At 45.2% G+C, this 24,317-nt stretch carries 26 protein-coding genes; 11 read left to right on the top strand and 15 right to left on the bottom strand.

What is annotated here, in order from left to right:
• Positions 1-328: 328 nt before the first annotated feature.
• Positions 329-1,594 carry a hypothetical protein gene (locus ACFSKO_RS05060; protein WP_380249054.1) on the bottom strand — a complete coding sequence of 422 codons (1,266 nt, stop codon included), beginning with the start codon at positions 1,592-1,594 and terminating at the stop codon, positions 329-331.
• A 410-nt stretch (positions 1,595-2,004) separates the two neighbouring features.
• Positions 2,005-2,421 (bottom strand): DUF2000 family protein, encoded by a 417-nt coding sequence (locus tag ACFSKO_RS05055; protein ID WP_380249052.1) that lies wholly within the window; start codon positions 2,419-2,421, stop codon positions 2,005-2,007.
• Between the two features lie 29 nt (positions 2,422-2,450).
• Between ACFSKO_RS05055 and ACFSKO_RS05050 the strand changes: the two genes are divergently transcribed.
• On the top strand, positions 2,451-3,344 hold the full coding sequence (locus ACFSKO_RS05050; protein ID WP_380249050.1) for an AraC family transcriptional regulator: 894 nt from the start codon (positions 2,451-2,453) through the stop codon (positions 3,342-3,344).
• Positions 3,345-3,436: 92 nt separating this feature from the next.
• Here the strand turns inward: ACFSKO_RS05050 and ACFSKO_RS05045 are convergent, their stop codons facing one another.
• Both ACFSKO_RS05045 and ACFSKO_RS05040 read right to left on the bottom strand, forming a co-directional pair.
• Positions 3,437-4,114: an NADPH-dependent F420 reductase gene (locus tag ACFSKO_RS05045; RefSeq protein ID WP_380249048.1), complete on the bottom strand. Its 678-nt coding sequence runs from the start codon at positions 4,112-4,114 to the stop codon at positions 3,437-3,439.
• 59 nt (positions 4,115-4,173) lie between these two features.
• A complete protein-coding gene (locus ACFSKO_RS05040; RefSeq protein WP_380249046.1) occupies positions 4,174-5,673 on the bottom strand; it encodes an MFS transporter in 1,500 nt (499 codons plus the stop codon).
• A gap of 179 nt (positions 5,674-5,852) precedes the next feature.
• Between ACFSKO_RS05040 and ACFSKO_RS05035 the strand changes: the two genes are divergently transcribed.
• From ACFSKO_RS05035 to ACFSKO_RS05025, 3 genes are all read left to right on the top strand, one after another.
• Positions 5,853-6,776 (top strand): LysR family transcriptional regulator, encoded by a 924-nt coding sequence (locus ACFSKO_RS05035; RefSeq protein ID WP_380249044.1) that lies wholly within the window; start codon positions 5,853-5,855, stop codon positions 6,774-6,776.
• A 127-nt stretch (positions 6,777-6,903) separates the two neighbouring features.
• Positions 6,904-8,172, top strand: coding sequence for an MFS transporter (locus ACFSKO_RS05030; RefSeq protein WP_380249043.1), 1,269 nt, complete (start codon positions 6,904-6,906; stop codon positions 8,170-8,172).
• Between the two features lie 74 nt (positions 8,173-8,246).
• Complete coding sequence (locus ACFSKO_RS05025; protein ID WP_380249041.1) at positions 8,247-8,390, top strand: hypothetical protein; 144 nt, start codon at positions 8,247-8,249, stop codon at positions 8,388-8,390.
• A gap of 53 nt (positions 8,391-8,443) precedes the next feature.
• Here the strand turns inward: ACFSKO_RS05025 and ACFSKO_RS05020 are convergent, their stop codons facing one another.
• Positions 8,444-8,812: a hypothetical protein gene (locus ACFSKO_RS05020; protein WP_380249039.1), complete on the bottom strand. Its 369-nt coding sequence runs from the start codon at positions 8,810-8,812 to the stop codon at positions 8,444-8,446.
• A 216-nt stretch (positions 8,813-9,028) separates the two neighbouring features.
• On the opposite strand from ACFSKO_RS05020, the gene ACFSKO_RS05015 reads away from it, so the two are divergent.
• The gene (locus tag ACFSKO_RS05015; protein WP_380249037.1) at positions 9,029-9,655 is read left to right on the top strand and encodes a LysE family translocator; all 627 of its coding nucleotides are present in this window, start codon (positions 9,029-9,031) and stop codon (positions 9,653-9,655) included.
• A gap of 185 nt (positions 9,656-9,840) precedes the next feature.
• Here the strand turns inward: ACFSKO_RS05015 and ACFSKO_RS05010 are convergent, their stop codons facing one another.
• The 5 genes from ACFSKO_RS05010 to ACFSKO_RS04990 all read right to left on the bottom strand — a co-directional run bounded on the left by ACFSKO_RS05010 (position 9,841) and on the right by ACFSKO_RS04990 (position 13,921).
• Complete coding sequence (locus tag ACFSKO_RS05010) at positions 9,841-10,677, bottom strand: hypothetical protein (protein WP_380249035.1); 837 nt, start codon at positions 10,675-10,677, stop codon at positions 9,841-9,843.
• A gap of 180 nt (positions 10,678-10,857) precedes the next feature.
• Complete coding sequence (locus tag ACFSKO_RS05005) at positions 10,858-11,352, bottom strand: cupin domain-containing protein (protein ID WP_380249033.1); 495 nt, start codon at positions 11,350-11,352, stop codon at positions 10,858-10,860.
• 24 nt (positions 11,353-11,376) lie between these two features.
• Positions 11,377-11,940, bottom strand: coding sequence for a cysteine hydrolase family protein (locus tag ACFSKO_RS05000; protein WP_380249031.1), 564 nt, complete (start codon positions 11,938-11,940; stop codon positions 11,377-11,379).
• A gap of 212 nt (positions 11,941-12,152) precedes the next feature.
• Positions 12,153-12,788, bottom strand: coding sequence for a LysE family translocator (locus ACFSKO_RS04995; protein ID WP_380249029.1), 636 nt, complete (start codon positions 12,786-12,788; stop codon positions 12,153-12,155).
• A gap of 248 nt (positions 12,789-13,036) precedes the next feature.
• Positions 13,037-13,921, bottom strand: a complete 885-nt coding sequence (locus tag ACFSKO_RS04990; protein ID WP_380249444.1) for a LysR family transcriptional regulator — start codon at positions 13,919-13,921, stop codon at positions 13,037-13,039.
• 202 nt (positions 13,922-14,123) lie between these two features.
• Between ACFSKO_RS04990 and ACFSKO_RS04985 the strand changes: the two genes are divergently transcribed.
• Positions 14,124-15,071: an NHL repeat-containing protein gene (locus ACFSKO_RS04985; protein WP_380249027.1), complete on the top strand. Its 948-nt coding sequence runs from the start codon at positions 14,124-14,126 to the stop codon at positions 15,069-15,071.
• 18 nt (positions 15,072-15,089) lie between these two features.
• On the top strand, positions 15,090-16,877 hold the full coding sequence (locus tag ACFSKO_RS04980) for a HEPN domain-containing protein (protein ID WP_380249025.1): 1,788 nt from the start codon (positions 15,090-15,092) through the stop codon (positions 16,875-16,877).
• A 90-nt stretch (positions 16,878-16,967) separates the two neighbouring features.
• Here the strand turns inward: ACFSKO_RS04980 and ACFSKO_RS04975 are convergent, their stop codons facing one another.
• The 3 genes from ACFSKO_RS04975 to ACFSKO_RS04965 all read right to left on the bottom strand — a co-directional run bounded on the left by ACFSKO_RS04975 (position 16,968) and on the right by ACFSKO_RS04965 (position 19,848).
• A complete protein-coding gene (locus tag ACFSKO_RS04975) occupies positions 16,968-17,210 on the bottom strand; it encodes a ribbon-helix-helix domain-containing protein (protein WP_380249023.1) in 243 nt (80 codons plus the stop codon).
• Between the two features lie 116 nt (positions 17,211-17,326).
• Entirely contained in the window at positions 17,327-18,358 is a 1,032-nt protein-coding gene (tdh, locus tag ACFSKO_RS04970) for an L-threonine 3-dehydrogenase (protein ID WP_380249021.1), read from the bottom strand.
• Between the two features lie 302 nt (positions 18,359-18,660).
• Positions 18,661-19,848, bottom strand: a complete 1,188-nt coding sequence (locus ACFSKO_RS04965; protein WP_380249019.1) for a glycine C-acetyltransferase — start codon at positions 19,846-19,848, stop codon at positions 18,661-18,663.
• A 210-nt stretch (positions 19,849-20,058) separates the two neighbouring features.
• Here ACFSKO_RS04965 and ACFSKO_RS04960 point away from each other — a divergent pair, with 210 nt between their 5' ends.
• Entirely contained in the window at positions 20,059-20,988 is a 930-nt protein-coding gene (locus tag ACFSKO_RS04960) for a leucine-rich repeat domain-containing protein (protein ID WP_380249017.1), read from the top strand.
• A 152-nt stretch (positions 20,989-21,140) separates the two neighbouring features.
• Here ACFSKO_RS04960 and ftrA read toward each other — a convergent pair whose 3' ends face one another.
• The gene (gene ftrA / locus ACFSKO_RS04955) at positions 21,141-22,097 is read right to left on the bottom strand and encodes a transcriptional regulator FtrA (RefSeq protein ID WP_380249015.1); all 957 of its coding nucleotides are present in this window, start codon (positions 22,095-22,097) and stop codon (positions 21,141-21,143) included.
• Between the two features lie 148 nt (positions 22,098-22,245).
• On the opposite strand from ftrA, the gene ACFSKO_RS04950 reads away from it, so the two are divergent.
• The gene (locus ACFSKO_RS04950; RefSeq protein WP_380249013.1) at positions 22,246-22,644 is read left to right on the top strand and encodes a rhodanese-like domain-containing protein; all 399 of its coding nucleotides are present in this window, start codon (positions 22,246-22,248) and stop codon (positions 22,642-22,644) included.
• Between the two features lie 83 nt (positions 22,645-22,727).
• On the opposite strand, the gene ACFSKO_RS04945 is transcribed toward ACFSKO_RS04950, so the two are convergent.
• Positions 22,728-23,312 (bottom strand): helix-turn-helix domain-containing protein, encoded by a 585-nt coding sequence (locus ACFSKO_RS04945; protein WP_380249011.1) that lies wholly within the window; start codon positions 23,310-23,312, stop codon positions 22,728-22,730.
• Positions 23,313-23,553: 241 nt separating this feature from the next.
• Between ACFSKO_RS04945 and ACFSKO_RS04940 the strand changes: the two genes are divergently transcribed.
• Both ACFSKO_RS04940 and ACFSKO_RS04935 read left to right on the top strand, forming a co-directional pair.
• Positions 23,554-23,844: a putative quinol monooxygenase gene (locus tag ACFSKO_RS04940; RefSeq protein ID WP_380249009.1), complete on the top strand. Its 291-nt coding sequence runs from the start codon at positions 23,554-23,556 to the stop codon at positions 23,842-23,844.
• Between the two features lie 136 nt (positions 23,845-23,980).
• The gene (locus ACFSKO_RS04935; RefSeq protein WP_380249007.1) at positions 23,981-24,301 is read left to right on the top strand and encodes a YbjQ family protein; all 321 of its coding nucleotides are present in this window, start codon (positions 23,981-23,983) and stop codon (positions 24,299-24,301) included.
• Positions 24,302-24,317: the final 16 nt, after the last annotated feature.

Genomic DNA, 24,317 nt, shown 5'->3' with positions numbered 1-24,317 from the left:
AATAGATCCAAAAGAGTTTTTAGTTAATGAACTTATCGGGCTTTGTTGCAAAAATTCATACCTTGTTTAAAAGGCCACGAGAATTAAGCCAAAAGTTAGGTGGCGGCAAAGTTTTAAGGCTATTTAAACTTATCTTATGAGATGTCATCAGCTCAGCTAATGTTATTGAATACAGTTATAAACGCCTAATTATTTTTACTAGATACAGAGCTAGGACTCTTCAAAGCACATATTTTTCAGTAAGAATTTCGATATGCCAGATAAATCCTACAATATCTCTACAGTCCCAACAGCAGAACTCTTGACCTGCTCCCCAATGTGTACTCATTTATAAGTTAGTTGTGTTTATGTTTTGGGGGGATGAAGGCTCTTGCTCGAGGAGCTTTGAAGAATATTTTAAACCTTCAAACCATATACCAGCTTGAAAATTACCTTTTAATGTTAAGTATCGTACTCTGGGTAATCCGAGAGTCTTAATCCATTTCTCATGCCGACAAGATGTTCCAAGCCATGAGAGAAATGCGTCTCTGATAAGTGGATTTGTCCGGTACCACATTTCTAAAGTTGGTATTACCGCCCCAGTTGATTTTTGTCTCTGATGAATCCAATAATCCTCGGGCCACTCTTGGTGGCGATCTTTATACCATCTCAAACTAGTAATCTCCCAATCAGCAGGAGACGTTAATTGATCGTTTTTTGCATAAAGAGTGGAAGTGATATTACTATCAGCATAAAAAAACTGGAGAGTTGGAGGTTGATAATTTATATCTTCTTCTGTTGATCCTGTTTTAAAGGCAATGATTGATAATTTATCAGCACTTTCCAAATATACCGTTTGCCCGTGAATACCTGATATTTGAACATCGGTTGGATAAATAGCTTTGTGTTTTCCTGAAATTATCACACCTTTTGTATCTTTTTGAGGTACTTCTTTTATCCCCTTTAGATATAAGGTGTTTCTTGAAAAACTTGAATCTACGGATGTATGGAAATTTTCGGACCGAGGGTCTTCCCCAATATCATTATGAAATAACCATTTAGAAGGGCTTTTTTCATTTAAGGGGAAAAGCCATGAATTCTGTAGGGAAGATGAGTCAATATCTTTAAGGACATCGTCCGATATATCGGTTAAATGAAAATAGACACGCTCCAAAAGAGCAGACCATTCGCTGTTAAACCAACCCCCGTTTACTATCAGTTTAATAGGCGAATTTCCTGTGGCATATCTTTGGGGCCAACAGCTTAATGCATCGACAAGACAGTCATCAATTCTGCGCCAATGCCCGTATGATGGTGAGGAGGCATTTGTATCTTGTTCATTATTCCAGAGTTTCGCAGAATAAATGTGATTTAGGCGCCACCCAATACCCTGTTTTATTTGTTTTGTCTGAGTTTCGTATTCTATCGGCACAACTTCGATTATTGCCGGATAGCTATCACCCTTATATTCGTACTGGAAATGCAACCATTGACCTTTTGCAGGGGCATTCTCACCTGACATGCGGGCAATAAAACGCACCCGCTCGCCGGTTGTTTTGTTAACCAAGGTTTCGTTCTCAGGGTCAAAAGCCCACCAACCAAAGATATCAATCATAATTATAGTACCCTGTTATGGCGTTCACAGATAAGTGCAATTTAACTCAAATGAAGTCTTGTTGGGGTGTGGTTATAATCTCGTTAAAGTATTCAACAAAGGCCTATTCATAATCATCCATAATGGTACCTATAAGAATATTCTTGAAAACCATAATGTTTTAAAATATCAGAACATTGGGGACCTTGCCTCTTGCCCGAAAACCTAACTGTGACTTATTAGAGGTTGGGCTATTTTATTAGTGACCGATACCATAACCCCTGAGGATTTGGTCATATTTTTCATCCTCTTTCATCTGGTCCATTGCTTTGTCAACGCAATGTAAGGCAGCGGCATTACTGTCATCTAACTTCCGCTAATGGCACTAAGCTGCCTTAATACACACGATCTATATGCGTAGCTCATTCCACTTATTTGTGCATCTTTGCGCCTTTGATAATTTTATCCACCAATTTTTTATCGGCATGAAGACCAATACCGACAACGCTGGCATTCTCAGGGTCATATTCTGCAAAAACGGCCCGATTAGCTTCATCGTGGCCCGTAGAAAACATCTCTTCGATATAAAGTGATGATTTTACGTTACGTGCTAATGAGCGTTCATGAATCTTTTTCAAGGTTTCTTTTGCCGCTGAAAGAACGATAATTGGTTGCCGGATTAAAGCATTGTAAGTGTTACCTGCACGATCTTTATAGGACTCCCCTATGATGTCGCCATCTTGCGCGGTTATGCCGCCGGTTAAAAAGGCAGTGACATTCAAGGCCTGCCAAGGCATCAAGTCGTCGCGTAGGACTATTGCAATTTTGGTATCAAACACTTCGGACATAACGTATCTCTATTCTCTGGCTGTAATCAATGGAACAAGACACCCATAAAGAAGGAAAGCACGGCACGCGTCTTGAACGTTTGTGCAAACCTTCGCGATCAGGTGTCGGTGATGTTGCCAAAATAACTTCCGCGCCCTCGGTCCCCGGCATGTCACGGATTGAGGCCAGCTTTGTCGGGGATTTTTTCGAACCCCACAGACACGATACCTATGCGCTGGGGCTGACCATGCAAGGTATTCAGGCCTTTCAATATAGGGGGGAGCGACGATACAGCCATCCCGGTCGCATTATTGTGCTCCATCCTGATGAGCTACATGACGGGGGATCAGGCACGGATCAAGGGCTGCTTTATCGCATGTTGTATCTTGAACCTTCAGTCGTGCGCGAAGCCTTGGGCGAGATGTTCAAAGGCCTGCCTTTTGTTAAGGCGCCCATTCTCGATGATCCTGCGTTGCAACGTGCGATGATAGAGGTGCTTGGTCAAATGGGGGGGCAAATGGAGGGCGCTCTAAGTGATCTCGCCGCCAGTGACGCGATTAGTGCGATTGCTCAGGGTTTGGTGCGACACAGTGATATCGTTGCTAAACGGCCAGATAAATCCTGTATCAGAGCCGCCAGTCTGGCCCGCGACTTTCTTTATGAAAATGCCTTTCGAACCGTAAGATCAGAAGAGCTGGAAGAGATTACCAGCCTTAATCGTTATGCCCTCTCCCGCCACTTCAGAGCAAGTTTTGGCACCAGTCCGCATCGGTTTTTGTTAATGCGCCGCCTTGAGTTCGCCCGGAGCATGATCGAAGAACAACAGCCCTTGGCCGATGTTGCTTTTACTGTTGGATTTGCGGATCAAAGTCACCTGACCCGCCATTTTAAACAGGCTTTCGGTGTCACCCCGGGCAAATGGGCGCAATACATCACTCAATAAACCAAACATCATTTATGGTGCGACAAAAATTTAGCCGAACCAAATAAAACTGCCCCACCCCACAGCGTATTGATAAGGGCTGCTTTATCATATTAATCAGGAATAGAACCGGGAGTAAGCCAATAGCCGTCTGGCACTTTCGTTTCGCGCAGAGTCCGCGACAAAACTTTTTCCAGTTTTATCCTGTTGAGTGGAACACAATATGCTGGCCTAAAGCGCTCAAACTTCCAACTATCTTGCAGTAAGCCACCGTCGACCACATCAAAACCAAGTTGGTCCATCAAATCGATCATTACTTTCTTGGCCTCGGTATTGTCGCCACAAATTGGAAGCGCACGTCGATCTGGAGAGCTTGCAGGACGAGCGTCTTTTTCTAAATCCTCAACGGTAATTGCATTAAATGCTTTAACGATGCGAGCGAGCGGTAAGTGCCTTGCTACTAGCTCACTTGTCGTAATCTCACCATCTTCAAGCTCTGGTATATGGCCATCCCTATGCGGAAAATAATTAAGTAAATCCACAACGATTTTATCCACAAGAGGAGCAACCGGTATAGAACGATAAGCCGCAAGAGGAATTGCAATAAAAACAATTTCACCGAACGCCACTACTTCTTCTACGGTGCCCGCTTTACAGCCGAGGGTCTTGCTCTGTTGACGCAACGTTTCGGTTCCCCTCGAATTACTGATCATAACATCATGCCCTGCGTTAACAGCATGTTTCGTAATTGCCTGTGCCATTGCACCCGCACCAATAAAGCTTATACGCATACCTATTTTCCTTTTTATTTACAGTTTTTATTACCGAAATATCTTTTGTTTCAGCTATTTCAACCTGTCACCGATACTGATCTTCGACCGAAAACAACCAGACTGAATACTGAAAGTCCCCAAGAACAGGCCGCACCATAAAACATTACCCAACTAAAGCCTTGTGAAAGGGCCTGACGTGATACCGAAATTGAAATGCCAATGGCTTCGCCTGCATCTAGGTTTCCTGCGGCAAGAGATTCAACAAGGGTTTGGGTTTGAACGCCCGGTATGACTTGCTCTAGGCCTTGTTGAATTCCCCAAAGCAAGATGAACCCCATAAGTGCAATGTTAATCGCAAGCGAGATCATTCGAGCACTCATATCCATGCCAGAAGCCATGCCAGCGCGTTCGACAGGAAGTGAAGCGGTGGCTGTATTGGTTACTGGTGTGTTTGTCAGGCCCAAGCCGATCCCCGCAAGGACGCTGCCCGGTAACATGGTCATCCAGCTTGCATGGTCGCTTGTTGCTGCGAAGTGCATAAGAAAGAAACCCGTGCCAATCGTAAAGAGGCCGAGCGGAATGACACTGCCCGGTCCAAAGCGAAGCAGGAGCCGTTCAGCGATCGGTGGGATGATCAAGGTTGGCAATGTATAGGCGAGAAGAATCAACCCCGTCGTAACGCTATCGTAACCAAGAACAGCCTGAAAATAGATAGGTAGATAGATAACAAAAGGCCAAAAGCTAAAATTCATACCACACGATCCCAGGAGCGCGCCGGAGAAGTTTCGAACCCGAAAAGCCGCAAAATCAAACATGGGACGCACGACCCTGTTTTCGATAAATATGAAAAGGAGAAAGCTGAGCGCGCTAACGGTCGCAATGACTATTCCAGTAGAATTCTCAAAGCTCAAGCTATCACCCTGGGTAATAAGATAAACCAGACCAAAAACGGATATCGAGAGTGTTCCCATACCCATGAGATCAACACGCCCTGCATTTGGATCTACTGATTCTTCAACCCCGATACGTACCAGAAGCAAAGTGATAACCGCTAACACCACATGGACCAGAAACACCCATTGCCAATTAGATAAGGCAACGATTAATCCGCCGACAATCGGACCAAAACCCAGCCCGATCCCGAAGATGATACCCCACCATCCGAAGGCTATCCCCCGCTCTCGCCCATCACGAAACTGATGAGACAATATGGCGACCTGACAGGCCAGCATAGCCGCAGCGCTTATCCCCTGAAAAAATCGAGCTCCAATCAACATCGGCGCACTCGTCGCCAATCCACAGACAAGAGATGCGATACCAAAAATAACGATGCCAACCATAAATATACGCTTGCGACCAAAACGATCCGCCAAGGCACCCATCGCCATCAGACATGTGGTCATGGCGATGGTATAGGCATTCATGATCCATTGAAGCTGTTTAAAATCAGCCGGAAGGATATTTTCCAATGTGGGGAGGATCGTCGGAATACTGGATATTTCCAACCCCAGCATCAACGCCGACAAGCATACGGCGGCCAAAGCCACCAAATTTTGAGAGATTGCATTTAAATTCATAATTTAACCTTACTTCTTCCAACCACAGCAAAATGTAGATTTCATCCATGCTAATCGCCCAATTGTGTACAGTTATCATTTGAACGTCTGGGATGAATTGGGTGTAAGGTGGGGAAATATTGACCACAACACAATCGTATGAAAGAATATTTCAATGACAACAAAATAGGATAGTTAGCATGACAACACTTGAGGTTGATGCCGTCAGGACCTTTGTAATGATCGCTGACCTCCAGAGCTTCACCCGCGCTGCTGAAGCGTTAGGATCTACCCAAGGTGCTGTGAGTGTGAAGTTGAAAAGGCTCGAAGACAGGCTTGATCAAAAGCTGATCGAACGAACACCGCGACAGGTGCGTCTATCGATGCAGGGCGAGATATTTATCACGTCAGCTCGTGATTTTCTGGCCGCTCATGATCGGGCGATTTCTGACCTCACAACGTCACGCCGACGGTTTAAACTCGGGATCGCCAACCACGTGATGGGGCCAGAATTACCCTCTCTTCTCGCCAAGTTAAAGTCAATCGATCCTGCTCTGACGATAGAAGTCCGGGTCGACAACTCCCGAGAACTGCTCGATTTTTATGAAGAGGGCGCTCTTGATGCTGTCATCATACGCAGTGATGACGATCGGCGAAGTGGTCAGGTTCTCGGCCCTGAACATTTCGGTTGGTACGCTTCGCCAAACTTCCAATTTCGAGAAGGTGAGCCGTTGCAACTGGCGAGCTTTTTGCCCTGTTGCTCTGTACGCAATGTTGCAATGAAGCTACTTGATCGTGCTACGATTCCCTGGACTGAGGTCTTTAGCGGCGGTAGCTCTGCATTAGAAGCCGCGTTATCCGCAGGGCTTGCCGTTGCAGCCTATCCCCGTCGGCTTGCCCCTGTGGATGTCGTTGAAGTCAGTGCCGCGCTAAAGCTACCGCCCTTACCATCTCTATCTATTGTTATGCATTCCTCTTTGTTTGATCCCAAAACCAAAGAATCCTTAAATGCCATCACCGCCGCATTCCGGGAACATCATAAAACCAACAGAAAGAGCCCTTATCAACCGTCGCCCAAAGCAGAAAAAATTCAAGATGCACGCCAGCTCCAGCATGCTCCTTAAAACCAATATATTCCTGCTAAATGTAGTTAAATTGAGATAACTGCTTGATTCCGGTGTAGAAAATCAATCAGACTGGCTTTAGATACACGCCAACCACCAAAGCCTTTAGATCCCGGGACACCAAAATATGTGGCAAACGCTCAAGTCTATTTCCTCGCTTCTGATAAGCTTTGGCATGTTGATGTTGGGTCAGGGCATGATCAACACTCTGCTTGGCCTTCGTAGTCGTATTGAAGGATTTTCCACAGAAACCACCGGTTTCATCATGACGGGTCAGTTCATCGGTATGTTAATCGGTGCTTTGTTTGCCGTACGGGTAATTGCTGCCGTTGGACATATCAGATCTTTTGCTGCCTTTGCCTCTATCATGTCGGTCACCGTTCTGGCCCACGTTCTCTATGCTGATCCCATATTCTGGTTTGCCTTACGCCTTGCGACCGGGTTTTGTATGGCCGGGATGATCATGGTTGTCGAAAGCTGGGTCAACGAACGATCAGTAAACGAAAATAGGGGCAAAATCCTCTCTCTCTACATGATTACCAGCTATATCGGCTCTGGTACCGGGCAATTTATGATGCTGCTTGGCGATCCTGCGCAATTCCAGTTGTTTGTCATTGCTTCCATGATCTATTCCTTTGCGCTCGTGCCTATCCTGCTCACCCGCGCGACAGCACCCAAGCCAAGTTCGCCGCAACGGATGAAATTTACCAAGCTGTTTTTAGTCTCTCCCGTGGGTGTTTTTGGTACAGTGTGTGCGGGTATGACCAATGCCTCGCTCAACGGGATGGGCGCTGTGTTTGCTCGCGAGGTTGGGTTGACTATCGCGCAGGTATCCATGTTTATGGCCGCAGCAATATTTGGCGGCATGCTATTACAGTTTCCAATCGGCCGTATTTCGGATCGGTTTGATCGACGTACCGTGTTGATCGCAGCCACCTTTTGTACTGCTCTTTCCGGACTGGCCGTGATTTGGGCGACAGATCAAAGTATCTATATTCTGATTGCTTGTATCGCGTTGTATGGGGGGATGTCTTTTACGATCTATCCCATATCTTCATCCCAGGTAAACGACATGGCAGACCGGAGCAAACTGGTTCAAATTTCTGCTGGATTGCTAATCGCCTATGGGGTTGGCGCCAGCATCGGACCTATCGTCGCCTCACAATTTATGTCTTTAACAGGCCCCAAGGGATTTTTCATATTCACCACCGGAGTCAACTGCACTTTGATACTCTTTACCGTCGTACGTATTATCCAACGTCGCCGACATACAAACCATAAGGCTTCCTTTATGCCCTTAGGCGGTATGAATATCAGTAGTAAACAGCTCTATACTGCAGCAGTAACAGCTGATCAGGAAAAAACTGACGGCTCGAAACACTCAAAACAAAGTTGAGATTTTCATACCAAGAATTATGAGAGTTCAGGCGCTTATGGATGAACAGCAAAAACTCATCTAGGAGACCAAAAATGTTGCTTGTCCTGCACTCATCGGGGAAAGAATCGCGAGACAAAACCATTTATAAGCTCTTGCTGCCCACCCATAAGCGTCCAAACTATCGTCGTTTAATTTCACTCTTGCTCATCGTTGTTTCATCACTCGCATCGGAATAGCTACACTTCGCTCTTCACGCCTTGAGAAAAGTTAAGCTAAACAACGATAACGCTTAGCCGACGACGTTATGTCCACGTCCCTTCATACAATTCTTTACGATCTGTTTGCGTTCGTCTTGTGTATCCCAAGCCTGAGTACCAGCACCGATACCTGCGCCAAGAACACCCCCGACAAGCGCACCGCCGAGACCATCGGCTAGCCCACCAACAACAGCGCCGAGACCTGTACCAAGCAGGGCGCCGTTTTGCACATCTCCGTTCAGGTAACCGCGTTGATCAGCAACTTCGGCACAGGCCGTAAGATCGCTTTCATAGATCTCTGTATCTCCCCCATCAACGATTGGTCTGTAATCAGCACCTGTATTACTACACGCTGATAGGCCAAATATGCTGACGATCCCCATACATAACGAAAATTTCATTACTGCGGTCCTAATTAAAGACTAAAGAATATTAGAGCCTCTTTTAAGGGAAGTTTCTGACAGTAGTCTGACCAATACACATTGGTTAAAAACACTTTTGTGATACTAAAAGCCTGATGGAGTTGCAGGATATAACCTTTAAAGCTAACTTTGAGGCGCCCTCAAATAATCAGGATTTGCTGATTATTCAGGATATAAAAATAAAAAGAGAGCGTCATGGAATTCCACCTTTTCCTTATTTTCGCGGTCACGACAGCCATTGTGATCTCATCCCCCGGACCTTCGGCGATACTCGTGGTTTCTCAAGGAGCAAGTCATGGTTGGGAACGTGCAATATTTGGAATATTGGGAATTGCTGTTGGGGCGATGTTCTATTTTGCGCTCTCAGCAACAGGCGTTGCGTCCTTAATACTGACCTCAACACTTGTTTTCTCGGGCATCAAATGGATTGGCGTCGTTTTTTTGCTCTACCTAGGTTTCAAAGGTTTATTCAGTAAATCTGCCCTGATCAACATCCATCCCGACCGCGTTCAGAAAAAACGGTCCGCCCTTTTTCTACAAGGATTGTTCATCATGGCATCAAACCCCAAAGCAATGCTCTTTTTCACAGCAATCCTCCCTCAATTTATAGATCTGGATCGTGCAATTGTTCCCCAAATCCTGATCATGGGAGCAACCACCTTTGCCCTGCAGCTCCCAATCTATGGTTCTTATGCTTATATGGGAGAACGGATAATGCGTGGCAGCATTAAAGTTTGGCTTGTCAGTGGACTAAATAAACTGGCCGGAGCAGCCCTTGTTTTTGCAGGTCTGAAGATGATTACCCTGACAGTAAGCAAATAAACGAATTATTGAAACATCAAGGATCAGGACTTATTAATTCCCAGCGTTTTAGAATTAGCAGGTCCAGTTCCCCTAACAAAGAAAAGGCCCTGATGCCTACGAGGGAGAAACCTCTATTACACCAGAGCCCTTATTCGTCCTTTAAATGGCAACATTGCTGTTTCCATTACTTAGAACAAATGACGTTATTTTTTCAACCTTAGATATTCAAAAGCAAAAAGGCTGGTTGTTGATTTTTTATTGTAATATTGGCAATAAAGTTTTTCACCCTGAGCTGGCGCCAAAGTGCTTGTATTTGCCAAGACACTCAACATCGTTTTACCTTGGTTTTTAAGCTTTTTCTTCCAAGCTGAACTCCGGCTGCTATTGCTACCCTCTGCGCACTCAGCAATGTTTTCAGAGTTCCCGCAATGAAGCATCATGTCTTTACCGCTTAACACTTTCACATGATAAGGGTATTCCGTTTTGGGTTCCTTTGCGCCGACAATACCTTCATCCGGCTGTGCCGATTTTAAACACTGGATTTCCCAATCGTTAGAGCTGCCCATGGCTTCGTAAGCCTTGGTATCAACTTCCATGTAAGCAATTTGCATTGACTGAAGAGAAGGCAAAATACAGCCATTGCTTAATGTCGCTGTCTTCCGGTTGATTAAACCTGACCGCTTTTCATTACTAAAACCTTGTTTAAATGTGTATTCACCCATAGTACCGATGGTGATGTTTTCTGGTTGAAAATCGGTACACTTGGTGAGGCTTGTCAGATCTTTCGACGGTGTTCCAAGTTCGACCTTTTGACCATTCGCATTTGGCTGGTTCACCGCCACTTGAGATGTCGTTGATGGAACTGTTGCCTGACTACCATTCAGTGACTTCTTAATCTGCTTAGTTGCTTCATCTGCCGCTTCATTTTCCAAATTTTTCTTTAAATTTTGTAAAAATCCCTGTTGTGCCTGGGCAGTACTTACACACCCAAATGCCGCCAGAACAAAAATTCCTGTTTTTAAATTACGACGATAACCCATACCCTAAATATCCCTCTGCTATGTCCTGAAAATCGACAAAAATAAACCCTCATAAGACCAGGAATTAACCTCGTCTTATGAGGGTTACAGTTCAGAAAGAATTTTATTCCCTTAAAAGTGAAATTAATTTCAGGGCTTAAGACAAAACCTTGATTTTTTACTCGATTAATCCGTGATCTATTAATCTGTGGCTGGATTAATCACAGGACCACCAAGAGTTTCGATATTCTCAAAATCCACGAGCTGTGAGGGTGTGTCTCTTTGACGGTAGAGGCGTTTGTTCAGGTTTGGATAGTCACAGATATCAAAGTCGCGCCTTTGCCCCACCACGATGTATTTTAACGTCTCATCACCTGTGTTGGTTAAACTATGAGCTTTGCCCCCTGCGCGGTAACCGATGAAATCACCGGCACCAACTTCGTGTTCTTCATCCCCGACAAAGGCAAGCCCTCGACCAGACAGGATATAGACACACTCCTCTTCATGTGAATGGACATGAAATTCAGTAGAATTTTTGCCCGGCGCTACTTCAACAATATGAAAACCAAAACCTGCCAACCCTGTGAGATCGCCCAAAGACTTACTTGCCCTCAGTGCGTTGGGGTTCAGGAAATGCTCTTTCGCACGCGCTTCCATATCGTCGATCTCAGCTTTTTTAACGAGGTATTTATCCATCTTCATTCCAGACTAATCATGAGATCAAAGTAGATCCGTACTCTTTACGACCCGACAGTATTCACCATCCATGTTGGCCAGTGACATGTTATGTACGTCCTGCGCAGTTCGCAAAGTCCCGGCATAATCCGGGAAGGCAAAAGTAAAACAGGCGTCCTCAATCAAAAGAATATCAAAGCCAAGATTCCCCCCGTGCCGCACGGTGGCCTCTACCGAGTTATTGGTAATTACCCCCGCGACAACAAGCTTTGAAATACCTTGGCCCTTCAACTGGTCTTCCAGACCTGTGCCAACAAAGGCTGAATTGGCTGTCTTCCCGATAACAACCTCTCCTGCTAAGGGTGCCACTTCAGCCTTAAAGCCATGCGTTGGTGTTCCCGGCGCATAGGTAGATCCGGCATTTACACTGTCGTGGCGAACATGAAAAACAGGCCGATCCGCTTCGCGCCAAGACTTCAAGATCTCCGCCATCACTTGTTCCGCATCCGGATTGTTTCTGGGGCCGTATTTAGACCAGAAAGCTTCATCAATGGCTTTTTGCACATCAATGATCAGAAGGGCAGTGTTTTGATCCAAGAACTCTGGCATAGAGTTATGTGTCCTTTTGTTTCGTTCAAGCGCCACTGAGGCTTAACCTCGCATAAGCTCGGGCGTCCGGTCGGACTTGCCAAATTGAGGGTATCAATTTGGGGTATTTCGTTCAAACACCACTGAGGCTTAACCTCGCATAAGCTCGGGCGCCCGGTCGGACTTGCCAAATTGAGAGATCAATTTGGGGTATTTCGTTCAAACACCTCTACTCATAACCGCCTTAACGCGTCATAGGCGACGCCCAGACCGAGTAACGTAAAGATGGCGCCAAAGGTCTGTGTAATCTGGCGGCGCATGGCGATAAACTTTCGGGTGATAAATTCAGTCGAAAAAACTGTCGCCGTTATTGTATGACCAGACACCCCGAAGGCAACACAAACAATTAAGATTTCAACCAACAATTCAGTCGAGGCATTAGCAGGAACAAAGGCAGTTAAGATTGATCCAAAAAACAAGGCTGCCTTGGGGTTTGTCGCGCAAATGAGAAAGCCGGTACGGAAGGCCTGAAGGCCCGAACTGTTCGAAGAATTAAGAGGGATTTGCGTATTATCCATACGTGCAGCACTTCGGAACGATTTGATCCCAAGCCATAGCAAATATCCAGCCCCAAGCAATCGAAAAGCAAGTACGACATCTGGGAAAAGCTCAAACAACGCCGTTACCCCCAAGACCGCCAGAACCGCCCAGATAAAACTCGCCAGTGAAATGCCAAAGCCCGTCAACACGCCATGCCGACGTCCCTGATTAAGAGAAGCGCTCATAACCGCAAACATGTTTGGCCCCGGAGAAAGCCACCCCATGATGTTCACAAGTGCAATTGTCGATAAAACACTCAGGGTATCCATTTATTTAAGAGTCCTTATGTTTCGTTCAAACGCCACTCAGGCTTACCTCGCATAAGCTCGGGCGTGCCCTCCTAATCTCTGGCGAACTTGCCAAATTGAAGATTCAATTTGGAGTATTACGTTCTTGTCTGCTAGGGCTTAACTTGAAGCCTTGTGAATTCAAAACTTCGTACCAGCACTTTAAAAAATTAACCCGGGGCAACCGCCCCTATATAAAATTATTCACCCCTAGATAAAATTATTCACCCCTAGATAAAATTATTCTCTGGGAGGTTGAATTTTTCAACCATAAAGTCGACGAAGACTCTTACTTTTGGGGAGAGATGCCGACCGGGGGGGTAGATGGCGTAGATCGCGCTGTCGGGAACGTGATAATCGGGCAGAATTTCAGAGATCTTCCCTGCCTTGATTGCCGGCCCCACTAACCAAAGGGGCAAAAGGCCGATGCCCATATCCTGTCCGATGAGATCCATAATAACTTCGGGGTTATTGGTCTCAACCGCGCCATTAACATGAACCGTTTCTTCCCCGTCCGGGCCGTCTAAACGCCAGTCGTTACGAAAGGCGCGAGAGGCATAGATCAGGCAATCGTGGTTTTCCAAGTCTGACGGTTTTTTCGGGCTACCGTGTTTTTCCAGATATGTCGGCGAGGCACAGACCACCCGACGGTTGGCTGCGAGCTTACGCGCGATCAGACTAGAGTCTTCCAGATCACCAATGCGCACGGCGAGGTCATAGCCTTCACTCAACAAATCGACAAAACGGTCGTGGAGGTTGAGATCCAGTTTGATCTCTGGATAACGCTGCATAAACTCGGGGATCAACCCGGTAATCCACAACCGTCCAAAAGCCACGGGCACATTGAGCTTTAAGGTTCCGCGCGGCGCGGCATGGAGGTTTGCCACCGCATCTTCTGCCTCTTCCACATCCACAAGGATCTGGCAGCAACGGTCATAAAACCCCCTCCCCACTTCAGTCAGGGAAAGATGCCGCGTGGTCCGGTTAAACAACCGCGCCCCAAGACGATCTTCGAGGCGACCAACCTGCTTGCTGACAGCAGAAGGCGTAAGAGATGACGCCCGCGCTGCTGCCGAAAAGCTGCCCTCGTTCACCACCTTCACAAAGATGCCCATCGCAGAAAGATTGTCCATGTGTTCGCCTAGAGTCTGAGTTTATTTATGCCGCACGGGAATAAATAGCAGAAAATTCATACTGTGTAACCTAATTTGAGAATTAATTTTACGGTTCTTAAATGACGCTTAAACTCAAAATTTTACAGACAAAAATTGAATAATAGTATTGCTACACACCTAAATATTTTGCACTCTTTATCGCATGTTAGACATCTGGCTTGAACATATTGACACGATTTCCGATACAGAAGTCGGTTATGAGCTTATTTCACATTTTATCACATTAAATGGTGATGCAGTTTATCTGCATAAAAAGGAATCTAAGCCAGACACTCTAGAAACAATAGGGCAGCAATACAAAGTTCTGAGACACACAAAGGGACAGGTTGAAGAGACATTCCTCCCTCCCCTAAAAATGATGACCCACCTCGATCCTATCATTGATTTCTTTTCTGATGGGTCCCTTCTTATCGCCGACAGACGTTGCCAATATCGGGGTGTAGATGACTATGATTTAAACGGGATGATCTACAATCCCAAGACAAAAGAGATCCGCCAATTTCTCGCCGGCGATGGTATTGAACAAGCGCAAATAGACCACAACGATAACATTTGGATCTCATATTTTGATGAAGGAACCATTGGAAATTACGGTTGGGGTAATGTTAATGCACGCCCGCTTGCGGACCCGATAGGAAAAACCGGACTAAACTGCTTTGATTCATTAGGAAATATAATTTGGAAGTTTGATCAAGCAGACGCATTCATTGATGATTGTTACGCAATGAACGTTACCCCTCAGGATACTCATATCTACTATTACAGCGATTTTGATTTCTGCACTATTTCAGAAAACTACCAAACTAGTTTCTTTTCACCGAAGCTAGGAGGCTGCGAAACCTTTGCAATTTCAGGGAAATATTTACTCTTCGATGGTCAATATGAAGGTGATATCTGCAAAGCTTACCTCATCAAGAAAGCAGGAGAATCGTTTAATTCTCCCATTCCCGTAAATTTGAAATTAAGTCATGGAGAAGCTTTTTCTGAGGGAACTTTAATAGGAAGAGGCAATAAATTGCACCTATTCACCAAGACAGACTGGTTTGCTATTGATGCACGCGAGGCTTTTGAACAAGCTGATGCCGTCTAAAAATAACGAGAATAGTTTATGTTCAAAGAGGATATCCACTTTACCGATAAAATTACTGAAACTGTCAAAGTGTATACAAAGACTGGGGAATTTGTCTGTACTGGAGAATTAAAAATATCACCTAAGGAAATCCCTTCTGTACAGGTAGATTATATTGAACCATTTAAATTCCCCAAGAAATCTACTCACTTCATTTGCTCTTCTAGTCATCAAACCTACACGCTAATAGGTTGTAATTTAGAAAACGGGATAGCTATATATCCAAAATTAATAATAAAGGGAACGAAAAAACAAGCGCAGTTTAGAAAATTTAGTATATTGCTTCACGGTATCTCAGAATGGATGGACAATAGTTCCCGTTTTAATATTTCCGAAACTGAAATATTAAAAAAAAGAGAGGCAAAAACTTTCAAAGTCTCAATCAAAGATCACAACAATAAAAAATTTACGATATCTAGTAAACATTGGTGCAATGTTGAAAAAGAAACAGATAACACCCAAACTATAAATCAGCGCACTATCATCACTTATAGTATCAAAAACGGTTCATTCTCTGCAGACGAAGTACTTAAAAAATCTCATGAGATACAAACAATTTTCACATTACTACTAGGCTTTTCAACAAATATTGAATACATATGGGACCAAGAGGAAAAATCATCACCTAAGTCTATTTATTTCGTAAATAACTCAACACGGGAATATCCATATAAATATAAAGAGTATTGTCTTACTGACTCCAAATACTTATTTGATAATAATAAATGGCCCGTAATATTCAAAAAATTTTATGAAGAGAAATACGTAAATTTTGAAAATTTATGGGCGCGTGTAGCAGGAATGTTTTCATACTCAGGATTCTGGGAGTTTGAAATTTTAGCCTATGTTAGCTTAATTGATCGAGTGACATTTTTATTTGCAAATAAAAATAAATCGATAATGAATAGAAAACAATTTTTAAGAATTCAATCTGAAATAAAAATGCTAATCAAAAATAAAAAACATTTTACAGATCAACCATCTCCTCAAGATAACATAGACAATCAAATCCTAGACAGCCTTTTGGAACAGATAAATTATCTTAAAAATTCCGACTTAAACTCTTTCCAACAATATTTTGATCAGGCCTTATCAAAAATAGATAGCAATATAAAAGATATCATCAATCTAACACCAGAACAGTTCGCTCACTTAAAAAAATTGCGCAATCAAATTGCTCATGGCGACACGCCAAAATTAAATAAAGACAACAACTTAACCTATGAATATATACTCAAAAGCAAATTATTAATATTGCTATTATATTGGATCTATCGAGATTTTGGTTTTACAGATAATGATTTCATTACTTTTATTAGTAACTGGCAACACCCAAACGTTAGAGAAGCGTATTTGAATCAGAAGGTTATTGATCGTTTTTTTGGAAATCACCATTATTTTAAAATTAGCAACACCGCGCTAAAAACGATAAAAACATCCAAACCAAACATCATTATATTAGAATATAAACCAAGTATAAAAAGATATGTTTTTAGACCAGAGTACTCAAAAAAAGCCGCAAACATATGGAAATTTAGCACACATAATTTGAGTTACGAGGGTTATGTCGCATCCATTATCGATCCACGCTACATAAAGAAAGTTACTTATGCCAACAACGTATATTTAGAATCCAGCGACGAACAATATAAAATCCACATGGGTATTTGTATATTAAATGGCCCTAAACATTTGATAAAATCTAACAGAACTCAAATATACGATGAAAAAGATAATCAATGGAAATCAGACCTAAAGCTTAAGTAGCTTTTAAAAGATGATCGAGGATCAGAGAGAAATCCTGTTCGGCATTTGCCGAAAATTCAATCCGCCACGCCATGGGTACGACGCTTATTGTTAATCGTTGTAGAAAGACGGGATTTCATTTTGGGTGTGGAAATAAATTCGCCCTCTCGCCGCTGTGCGAGTAACAGGGCGAAGAGCCTCGAGATCTGTTTCTTCAGCTTCGGTTTTTTGCTGTAACAAATCTAGGCCTTGCTGGACAACGGCGCTTAGACTGCTGTGACGCCCTTTTTCAACTAGTGACCGCGCAAAGGCAGCTTGTTGATCAGTCAGAGAGATTGAGGATTTAACGGTCATAACACCTTCATTAAAAGCTTCCTGAAACTAAGAGTATCAAGCTTTGGAAGAAATACGGTACTACCAAGTAGCACCATATTCAAGATGCGCGCAAACAAACCATTCCCGAGCGGATGTTAATCCATCCCCCAATCCAAAATCACCTTACCCGAATTCCCAGAGCGCATGACATCGAAGCCTTCTTGGAAGTCGTCGATGTTATAATGGTGAGTGATGATCGGGGTGAGGTCGAGGCCGCCTTGGATTAGGGCGGACATTTTGTACCAGGTTTCGAACATTTCACGGCCATAGATGCCTTTGATCACCAAGCCTTTGAAGATCACCTGATTCCAGTCAATCCCCATATCCCCCGGTGGGATACCGAGCATCGCGATGCTGCCGCCGTGATTCATGGCAGCCAGCATTGAATTAAAGGCGGGCTCACTGCCGGACATTTCCAGACCGACGTCAAAGCCCTCTGTCATACCAAGGTCGCGCATGGTTTCTTCGACAGAGGTTTCGGTGACGTTGATCGCGTGTTGAATACCCATCTTTTTTGCAAGCTCAAGACGGTAGGGATTGATATCTGTAATCACCACGTGGCGCGCGCCGACATGTTTGCAGATCGCCGCGGCCATTATGCCAATGGGGCCTGCACCTGTGATCAACACGTCTTCGCCAACCACGTCAAAGGAAAGCGCAGTATGAGCTGCGTTGCCAAAAGGATCGAGGATAGCGGCGATATCATCCGTAATATCATCGGGTAGAATGAAAACATTGGTGGCTGGCAGGCAGAGGTACTCAGCAAAGGAGCCTGTGCGGTTTACGCCCACGCCCTCTGTATTACGACAGAGATGACGACGACCCGCGCGGCAATTACGGCAATGCCCGCAAGTAAGATGCCCTTCACCAGAAACACGCTGACCAATTTCTAGATGGGAAACCTGACTCCCGATCTTTTCAATGGTGCCTACGTACTCATGACCCACGGTCATACCCACAGGAATGGTTGCCTTGGCCCAGTCATCCCAATTGTAGATATGAACATCGGTGCCACAGATCGAAGACTTCCTGATCTTGATCAGAACATCGTTCGGGCCGATTTCAGGCAGGGCTTCATCGCGCATCCAGATACCGGGTTCAGATTTGAGTTTTGCCAAGGTTTTCATTTTTATAACTCCATCGGCTTTGCCGATTAATTTGTTTGTGTCGCTTTGTTCCCATGAATGGGAACTTTGCTCACGTTCAAGCGCCGACTCTGTACCGCTTTCTCAAGGGAAAGCGTATTTACGCTCAAGTGCCGCGCAGGCTTTACCTCGCATAAGCTCGGGCGCGTGGTCACGCTTGCCAAATTGAAGGAATCAATTTGGTTATTTCTTAAATCACGCTCAAACGCCGCTGAGGCTTTACCTCGTATTAACTCCGACGCGTGGTCACGCTTGCCAAATTGAAGGAATCAATTTGGTTATTTCTATATAATTCCCAGTTCTTTTCCGGCTTCGCCGAAAGCGACTATGGCACGGTCGATTTGTTCTATGCTGTGTGCAGCCGACATTTGTGTGCGAATGCGCGCCTGACCTTTTGGCACCACTGGGAAGGAGAAACCGATGACATAAATACCCCGTTTGAGCAGCGCGTCTGCCAACTTGGTCGCAAGCGCCGCATCGCCGATCATCACCGGGATAATAGGGTGTTCGCCCGGAAGAAGGTCAAAGCCTAGCTCTGCCATGCCTTTGCGAAAATGGTTGCTGTTTTCAACCAGTTTGGCCCGCATGTCCTGACCATTTTCAACGCGGTCAAGCACCTCAAGAGTCGTTGCCGTAATAACGGGGGCCAATGAATTGGAAAACAGATAAGGACGAGAGCGTTGACGCAGCCAGTCCACGATCTCTTTTTTTGCTGATGTATAGCCACCGGACGCACCACCCAATGCCTTACCCAGAGTTCCGGTGATGATATCAACCCGATCTCTCAGGCCCCAGTAATCCGGCGTTCCCGCACCGTTTGGCCCCATAAAGCCAACGGAATGGCTGTCATCAACCATCACCAGGGCATCATATTTATCGGCAAGATCACAGATAGCAGGCAGGTTGGCGATATAGCCATCCATGGAAAATACGCCATCTGTCACGATCAACCTGAATCGCTGATCTTGTGCCTCTATCAAGCAGCGTTCCAGTTCAGCCATATCACTGTTTGCGTAACGATAACGCTTGGCTTTGCACAATCGCACGCCATCAATAATGCTGGCATGATTCAAGGCATCACTGATAACCGCGTCTTCAGCCCCCAGAATCGTTTCAAACAGGCCCGCGTTGGCATCAAAACACGAAGAATAGAGAATCGTATCTTCCTGTCCCAAGAAACGGGAAAGGCGTGCCTCTAGCTCTTTGTGAATATCCTGTGTGCCACAGATAAAGCGAACAGAAGACAAACCAAAGCCATAAGCCTCAAGAGCTTTTTTCGCCGCGCTTACCAAACCGGGATCGTCAGAAAGGCCAAGGTAGTTATTGGCGCAGAAATTCAGCACTTCGCCGCTGGATTGAACCTTGATCGCAGAGGATTGGGATGATTCGATCACCCGCTCTGCTTTATAGAGGCCCGTTTCCTTTAGCGTTGCGAGTTCGCCCGTGAGATGCTTGATGATTGATCTGCTCATTACCCTGTCTGGATCCTGTTTCAGTAGAAATTCAATATAGTAGATATATTATCTAGTATAAAGGATACGTCAAGTTTTGAAGTTTAAATTTTTAGCTTCATCTTCCCAACGCCCTTTAAAAGGGAATACTATCACAGGTGAGTACGAAGACTCTTAAAGACCCTTAGGGCCGTTTTACACCCTCATAAGCTAATATCTAACAGGCATCCGATGTTCCATTCCCTGAAATCTCTTGAAGCCTTTGAATCTGGTATCTCTGTTATAGAAGTCAGTCATATTTCCGAACGCCTCGATGGCGTGGTGAGTTACTGTAAACAGGATGCAGGCACACAGGATACAGGCACAACGAACCCGGAGTTTTGGCAAATTGCCGCAGAAAACTGTGACTTTGAGATTCTGCCAGAAGACTTTTTAACGTTCAATAAACTGGAAAAACTCTTTATCGGGCGTAACAAGATCAAAGCAATTCCAGACGACATTGCCAGATTTGCCTGTCTCAAAGAACTTTATATCTATGGTAACGCCCTCAAGACACTCCCTGAATCTTTGGGAAGTCTTCCAGAATTGCGCATACTTGATCTCAGCCACCAAAGACTGGTGTCTCTGCCGGATACGATCGGGAATTTGAAGAAACTAGAGATTCTCTACGCAAGCAATACAGAAATTACTGATCTTCCTGAATCACTCTGGCGTTTAAACAAACTCAAATACCTGAACCTCACCGATAACAAACTAACCCGTTTGCCAGAGATGGTATCAAACTTGTCAGCGCTGCGGGAATTTCGGCTATACAATAATCACCTTACGGATCTCCCTGACTCGCTCAGCCTTCTCAAAAACCTTCGGGAGCTTTATCTCAACGGGAATCAACTCAAGAAACTTCCCGAGAATATAGGTATGCTGAAAAGCTTGGAAGTCCTGGATCTTCGCAACAACCGAATTGGCGCAATACCTGAATCTTTGGGTGAAGCAAAAAACCTGATTCATCTCGACCTCAGGGCAAACCACTTTACAAAGCTTCCTGAATGCCTTGCCAAGTTACCAAACCTTAAAAAGCTCGACCTGCGCTGGAGTCACCTTCGAGAACATCCCGCGTGGCTGCAAAGCCTTGAAGATCGTGGATGCGCCATCTATCTCTAAGCCTTGATTCAGGACTTTCTAGTCGCTTAGCTTAACTCTTGCTCATCTTTGTTTCATCACTCGTGTAAGAGTATCTACACTTCGCTCTTCACGTCTTGATCAAAAATTAAGCTAAACAACTATAGCTTTGAGCTTGAATCCTCAGTCTTGAATCAGCCTAGCTGATAGTTTTGACGATATCGTGTTGGGCTGATTCCCATTTGGTCCCGGAAATGGTGGCGCAGTGTATCCGCAATACCAAAACCACAATGGGTTGCGACCTCTTCAACCGACATCATTGTTTCTTCCAGACAGGTACACGCCAGCGCCAAACGCTCTTGAATCATCCACTTCGCCGGGGGAAGCCCTGTAGCCTCTTTGAAACGCCTAATAAAAGTCCGCAAGCTCATATGTGCGCGCTTTGCCAGATCCTCGACCTTGATCGGCATCTGGATATGGTCGCGAACCCACTGTAACAGCTCATCCATTGCCTGCTCTCTACGCACCAGAGGTCGATCAATAAACTGAGCTTGTCCACCATCACGCTGTGCTGGCAACACCAACCGCTTTGCCACTTTGTTCGCAACCGCCGGGCCAAAGTCGTTGCGAATAATGTTCAGGCAAAGATCAAGCCCCGCCGCAGATCCCGCAGAGGTCATAATACGGCCCTCATCAATAAAGAGCACATTAGGATCAACCTTTAGCTCTGGATATTTCTCGGCGAGCAAGTCCGCATAACGCCAGTGGGTCGTTACCTTTTGATTCTGCAAGATTCCTGCCGCCGCCAGCACAAACACACCAGAGCAGATAGAGACAATACGCGCGCCACGATAATAAGCCGCCCAAATCGCTTCTAGAAGCGCTTCCGGTGGACGTTCATGCACAGATCGCCATCCCGGAATCACGATAGTATCTGCCTTTTCCAAAGCTTCGAGACCATTTTCAGCCGTCACCTGAAGACCACCTAACGCACGGCACGGGCCAGAATCTGCCGAACATGTCGTGAAATCATACCAGGTTTCAAACTCGGGACGTTCCAGACCAAACGCCTCAACAACCATGCCGTATTCAAACGTACAGAGTCCATCATAGATGACAGCAGCAACAAGATGGTTTGGTTTTGACGTCATCATTTAACTCTTTTCGGCATACAGGAAACAATACTTATTTGGCATAATATACATGTATATAGTCATTTATGCCAATAGGCAAACTTAAAATGATGGTTTATGTTGATTGTATTGAGATAATTCGTTTTAAATTTATGGAGAAAGATCAATGCCTTCAGCTGTCGCACTTGTCCGTGCAGCCAAGCCGGAAGAAGCCCTGGCCCACTTTGAAAGACGCTTGCGTTTGGAAGCTGATTGCTGGGATACCCACTACGCCCTTACCGAGCAGATTCAGGACTTTGTTCTTTTGGACGTGCGATCCCCTGACCTCTATAATCAGGGTCATATTCCAAAGGCGATCAACCTGCCACACGGCAAGATCATTGCCCGAAAAATGAGAGAATATCCTGACGACACGCTCTTTGTCGTCTATTGCGCAGGACCACATTGTAATGGTGCCAATAAGGCAGCGGTCCGCCTGGCAAAACTTGGTTACCAGGTCAAAGAGCTAATCGGTGGCGTAGAGGGCTGGAAAGATGAAGGCTTTAAGTTGGCTGTGACGCCATAAACCCCGGGATTTATGCCAAAACAAAAGGGCGTTCCCCTGTCACAGGAGAGCGCCCTTTTGTTTGTTGAATATATATTTTGGCCCTAAAGCCCCTGAAGACGTTCCACAACAAGCAAGGCCACAGCCTCTTTATCCCCCTGATTCACCAATGCATGATCACAATCTGCGGGATATCGGGCTGTACCACCTTTTTCGACAATATCGCTCTCACCCGCTGATTCGACCAGTATTTGGCCCGACAGAACGGTTAGGTGTTCGCGTGTGCCTTCAACGTGGGGCGCAGATCGCAGGGCACCACCGGGCTCAAATGTCAGCTCATACCACTCGCACAAGGCCGCGCTCTCTACAGGAGAGAGAATGCGCATCACGCAGCTGCCATCAGGGCTGGACATTGTCGGCGTCAGGTTTGCCGGTACAACCTCGACCTTGATCACTTCAGGCTCTCGCGGCGCTCCTTCAAGTAGCTCATAGATATCCATGCCAAAGCTTTGCGTCAGGCTCCAAAGCGTTGCAAAAGTTGGGTTGGCTTGCCCGCGTTCAATTTGGGAAAGCATGGACTTGGACACACCAGATAACTTCGCAAGTTGATCCAGCGTCAGCTTCTTCTCCTTGCGTGCGTCACGCACCTTATCCCCGATAAGCGGGACGCCTTTGCGTTTTGGTGCCATCTGCATTTATCCTTGAAATCAGTCTTAGTGGAAATTCCAGCATAGTGGATTTAATTTATAGAGACCAGATCGGAAATTACTCATTCCCCCCATACCTTTTTACTTGAGCACTCAATACACGACACAAAAAGAACCTACACGCCCTGCCAATATTACAGTTTATATTACACGATTGTGCCTACTTGCGCTTTAAGACATTAGACAATATCTATTTATCTCAATTACTTACAAAGAGATCAAAATGCCAAACCTAACAATCGTTGCCAATATCTACGCCAAATTAGATAAAATTAACTTGGTCCGTGAAGAGCTGGAAAAACTCATCCCAACAACCCGCGGCGAACAAGGATGTTTACAGTACGACCTCCATCAGGATAACGAAAATCCTGCACATTTCATTTTTTTCGAAAGCTGGCAAACCCGCGAACTATGGCAAGACCATATGAGCGCACCGCATGTCTCAGCTTTCCTGATCGCGGCAGAAAACGCCGTTGAAGACTTTAGCGTCAATGAAATGACTCACTTGACTTGAGTTCTCCCTTTGTTGAACAAGCCAAATCATTGCACTTGTATATCAAACCCGCCGTTGCCATGATCGAACCGACAGGTTTTAAGATACAACAGCAGCCAACAATCTATAAATTCAAGAGATAAAAACGGGGATAATCATGCAAATCGTAACGACAGATTCCATTGAAGGAAAACGCATTACCGCTTACAAAGGCATCGTGAGTGGAGATGCCATCGTAGGGGCAAACTTTATCAAAGACTTCTTTGCCAAAATTACCGATGTTCTGGGTGGCCGTGCTGGTGGCTATGAAAAGGCTCTCCGTGGCGCAAAAGAACACGCAATGAACGATATGATAGAACAAGCCCAGTCTGTCGGGGCAAATGCTATTATCGGCGTCGATCTCGATTACGAATCAATTGGCGGCACCATGCTTATGGTTAGCGCAAATGGCACGGCAGTTGTGCTTGAAGACGCTTAACAGCCATATACCCACT

It is taken from the genome of Kiloniella antarctica (genome assembly GCF_042682825.1).
Lineage (GTDB): Bacteria > Pseudomonadota > Alphaproteobacteria > Kiloniellales > Kiloniellaceae > Kiloniella > Kiloniella antarctica.
The sequence above is the reverse complement of the archived record's forward strand: the minus strand, read 5'-3'. Positions and strand labels throughout refer to the sequence as shown.